This is a genomic window from Kitasatospora sp. NPDC004799 (assembly GCF_040609095.1).
Lineage (GTDB): Bacteria > Actinomycetota > Actinomycetes > Streptomycetales > Streptomycetaceae > Kitasatospora.
In genome coordinates, this window is sequence record NZ_JBEXJK010000651.1 from 1 (window position 1) to 2,803 (window position 2,803).

At 71.4% G+C, this 2,803-nt stretch carries 1 protein-coding gene and 1 pseudogene; one reads left to right on the forward strand and one right to left on the reverse strand.

Annotated features, from left to right (window positions below; all coding sequences use genetic code 11):
• Positions 1-459: pseudogene (locus ABZW03_RS39455) on the reverse strand (hypothetical protein); the annotation flags it as partial.
• 241 nt (positions 460-700) lie between these two features.
• On the opposite strand from ABZW03_RS39455, the gene ABZW03_RS39460 reads away from it, so the two are divergent.
• Positions 701-2,761 (forward strand): phosphocholine-specific phospholipase C, encoded by a 2,061-nt coding sequence (locus ABZW03_RS39460; protein ID WP_355269501.1) that lies wholly within the window; start codon positions 701-703, stop codon positions 2,759-2,761.
• Positions 2,762-2,803: the final 42 nt, after the last annotated feature.

Consider the following 2,803-nt stretch of genomic DNA (forward strand, 5'->3'; position numbering starts at 1 on the left):
CCCGAACCGCGACCACTCGCCGCCGCCACCCCGGGTCGCGAGCCGCAGGCCCACCGGCGGCGGACCGTCGGGCAGCGCGAGCAGGTCGTCCAGCTCGGTCGGCGAGTCGACCTGCACCGGTACGCCCAGCCGGGCCGCCAGGGCCAGTTCCGCCGGGCTCTTCACCGGCCCGTCGAAGACGATCCGCCCGGGGGTGAAGCCGTCCGCCAGCGCCAGGGACAGCTCCGCCCCCGACACCACCTCGGCCGTCCCGCCCAGTGCCGCCAGCCGCCGGGTCGCTGCCGCCAGCGGATTGGTCTTGTACGAGTACGCCACCGTCAGGTGCGGGAACTCCCGCCGCCAGACCCGCTCCATCTCCCGGTAGTCCGCGCCCAGCCCCTCCAGGTCGAACAGGTAGAACGGCGTCGCGCACCGCTCCGCCACCTCCAGCGCCCCAGCCCGCAGACGATCGTTCAGCACGGTCCACCCCTCCCGGAACGGTTCGTACGGCCGTGCAGCACGATAGGTCAGCTCCCGCGGGTTGTCAGTGCCACCTCAAGAGGGCCGTGGTGGGCGAGTGCCGCACCTTGTACGGACAACTCGATGCGTTCGCCTGACGTACGGCGGGCAGTCATCAATGGTCCGCCGGGAGGTACCCCGCGGGCGCTGTCCTTGGGGGCGCCGTCCTCCACCTACCTGACATGCAGAGGTCAAAGCACCCATGGCAGAGCTGAACCGCCGCCGTTTCCTCCAACTCGCCGGCGCGACCGTCGCGTTCTCGTCGCTGTCGCAGAGCATCGCGCGCGCCGCGTCGATCGCCCCGCTGGGGAGCACCGGCACCATCCAGGACGTCGACCACATCGTCGTGCTGATGCAGGAGAATCGTTCCTTCGACCACTACTTCGGCTCGCTGAAGGGCGTCCGCGGCTTCGGCGACCCCCGCCCGGTCACCCTGCCCAGCGGCAAGTCGGTGTGGCACCAGACGGACGCCCTCAAGCGGGAGGTCCTGCCGTTCCGGCCGCAGGTCAGCGACCTCGGGATGCAGTTCGTCCAGGACCTCAACCACGACTGGGCCGGCGGCCACAGGGCCTTCAACAACGGCAAGTACGACCAGTGGGTCCCCGCCAAGACGGCCACCACGATGGCCTACCTGACCCGCGACGACATCCCGTTCCACTACGCGCTCGCCGACGCGTTCACCATCTGCGACGCCTACCACTGCTCGTTCATCGGCTCCACCGACCCGAACCGCTACTACATGTGGTCGGGCTGCACCGGCAACGGCGTCAGCGGCAACGGCCCGGTCCTCGGCAACCAGGAGGCCGGCTACACCTGGACGACCTACCCCGAGCGGCTGGAGAAGGCCGGGGTCTCCTGGAGGATCTACCAGGACGTCGGCGACGGGCTGGACGCGGCCGGCTCCTGGGGCTGGATCGGCGACGCGTACCGCGGCAACTACGGCGACAACTCGCTGCTCTACTTCAACAACTACCGCAACGCCAAGCCGGGCGACCCGCTCTACGACAAGGCCCGCACCGGCACCAACGCCAAGGCGGGCGAGGGCCTGTTCGACCAGCTGCGGCGCGATGTACAGGCCGGCACGCTGCCGCGGATCTCCTGGATCGCCGCCCCCGAGGCCTTCACCGAGCACCCCAACTGGCCCGCCAACTACGGCGCCTGGTACGTCTCCCAGGTGCTGGACGCGCTGACCTCCAACCCCGAGGTGTGGGCCCGGACGGCACTGTTCATCACCTACGACGAGAACGACGGCTTCTTCGACCACGTGGTGCCGCCGTTCCCGCCCTCCTCCGCCTCGCAGGGCCTGTCCACCGTGGCGACCACCGCCGACTCCTACGCCGGCAGCATCGGCTACGCGGCCGGGCCGTACGGTCTGGGCCAGCGGGTGCCGATGCTGGTCGTCTCGCCCTGGAGCACCGGCGGCTACAGCTGTTCGGAGACCTTCGACCACACCTCGATCATCCGCTTCATGGAGCGCCGCTTCGGCGTCCAGGAGCCCAACATCTCGCCCTGGCGGCGCGCGATCTGCGGCGACCTGACCTCCGCCTTCGACTTCACGGCCTCGAACGCGACCCCGGCGGCGCTGCCCTCCACGGCCGGCTACCTCCCGCCGGACCGCAACCGGCACCCGGACTACGTGCCCACCCCGCCCGCCACCGGCACCATGCCGAAGCAGGAGATGGGCGCGCGGCCCACCCGCCCGCTGGCCTACGCGCCGTACGTGGACGGCTCGGCCGACACCGCCACCGGCAAGTACCGGCTCACCTTCAGCGCGGGCGCGGCGGCGGGCGCCCAGTTCCTGGTGACCTCGGCCAACCGCACCGACGGCCCGTGGACGTACACCACGGAGGCCGGCAAGACCATCGCGGACGCCTGGAACACCCTGTACTCCAACGGCGTCACCGATTTGACCGTGTTCGGCCCCAACGGCTTCCTGCGCCGCTTCCGCAACCCCGGCAAGACGGCCGGGCCCGAGGTCACCGCGCGCCACAACCCGGCCACCGGCAACCTCGACCTCACCCTCACCAACGCGGGCACCGCGGACGCCGTGCTCACCCTCACCAACGCCTACGGCGGCACGCCGCAGACCGTCACCGTCCGCCGGGGCACGACCGTCACCCGCACCGTCGACCTCGGCGGCTGCCGCAACTGGTACGACGTGACCGTCACCGCGGCCGGCACCGCCGACTTGGTACGCCGCCTGGCCGGCCACGTCGAGACCGGCGCCCCCGGCCTCTCCGACCCGGGCATCGTCACCTACTGACGCCCACCCGCCCGCCTGTACACCGCCGCCCCGGGCAGCCAC

What these genes read in the sequence shown, in the direction of transcription:
- ABZW03_RS39460 (WP_355269501.1), top strand. Translation starts at nt 701, where the DNA reads ATGGCAGAGCTGAACCGCCGCCGTTTCCTCCAACTCGCCGGCGCGACC.